This is a genomic window from Photorhabdus hindustanensis (genome assembly GCF_002968995.1).
GTDB lineage: Bacteria > Pseudomonadota > Gammaproteobacteria > Enterobacterales > Enterobacteriaceae > Photorhabdus > Photorhabdus akhurstii.
In genome coordinates this window covers 1-1,205 of sequence record NZ_PUWT01000134.1, presented here as the reverse complement: position 1 = coordinate 1,205, position 1,205 = coordinate 1, and the positions used below count along the sequence as shown (strand labels likewise).

The 1,205-nt window shown below is 61.1% G+C and carries 1 protein-coding gene; it reads right to left on the bottom strand.

Features of this window, described 5'->3' with window-relative positions; genetic code table 11:
* Window positions 1-1,205, bottom strand: a 1,205-nt coding sequence (locus tag C6H66_RS24580; protein ID WP_146111135.1) for an RHS repeat domain-containing protein, incomplete at both ends; no start/stop codon positions are given.

Sequence of the window (1,205 nt, the reverse complement as noted above, 5' to 3'; positions counted from 1 at the left end):
ACACCGTTTTTCTGTCCGCCGCCCGAAAGCGTCATAGCGATATTCCCACGGTATCCCGTCCGGGGTGATAAGGCCGGTCAGCTGATTCTGGCTGTTCCACCGGTATGTCGTCAGCGCCAGCCGGCAACCTTCCGCTAAAAACTGCTTCTCCTGCATGCGGCCGGCCCGGTCGTAAACAAACCGGTGCGAGTCCACCCAGTTCAGGCGATGGCCCTCCTGATAGAGGGTTTCCCCCATAATCTCCTGCACCCCGTCAAACCGTCTTGACGGGTACCCGGTCTCATCATACTGATAATGCTCCCGCAGTGTCCGGCCCTCCCCCACCGACATCACCTGGCCGTTGCCGTTGAGGAGATAATTTAACGGCTGCCCGTCATCACTGACCGAGGTCAGGTTCAGTGCGGCATCGTATTCATACCGGCGGGCCACCCCCGCGTAAGCGGGTCCTTCAATCTCGTCCGGTTCAGCCGGCCGGAAAAAATAGGGATTACGGCCGGCCCGTTGCGCGGTTAACTGGCCCATCAGGCTGTACTGCTGACGCAGAATAAATCCCCCTTCCACGTAACGGCCCGTGTCCCGGCCGGCGTCATCCCGCTCGATGGTCAGGGGCGATTGTTCCTCCAGCGCCAGCTTAATCAGTTCCCCCACCCGGTTGACTTCCCGGCGACTCTGCCAGCGGCAGAGGTAGGACTGCCCGGTAAACCGGGCCGGGCCGGCAACCGGCGCTGTTTCGCCGGTGAATAACTGCCGTTCTACCGTGCGGTTATCCGGGTAGTGACGCTGAATCTCGCCGTGCGGCTGAATTTCTCGCACTATCCGGTCCTGCTCGTCATATTCAAAATGCAGGGCGCTGTCCGGGGAGTCCACGGTTAACAGCCGGCCCAGGATGTCGTAATGATAACGGGTGGTCCCTTCCGGGGCGCGCAGCGTCGTCAGCCGGCGGGCGGCATCATAATCATAGCGGGTCACGTTCTCTTCCCCGTCCCGCTTTTCAATGCAGTTCCCCGACCGGTCATAACGATAATGCCACTGCGTGCCGGCATAATCCTGCTCGGTGATAACCCGCCCGTCCGCATCCAGGGTGTAGGTGTAAGTTTCCCCCTGCGGGTTAATCACCTGCGTCAGTTGCAGCGTGTCGGCATCATAACGATACTGCCAGCGATGCCCCTCGCCGTCACGCCGGGCGACCGGCAGGTCAAACGGGC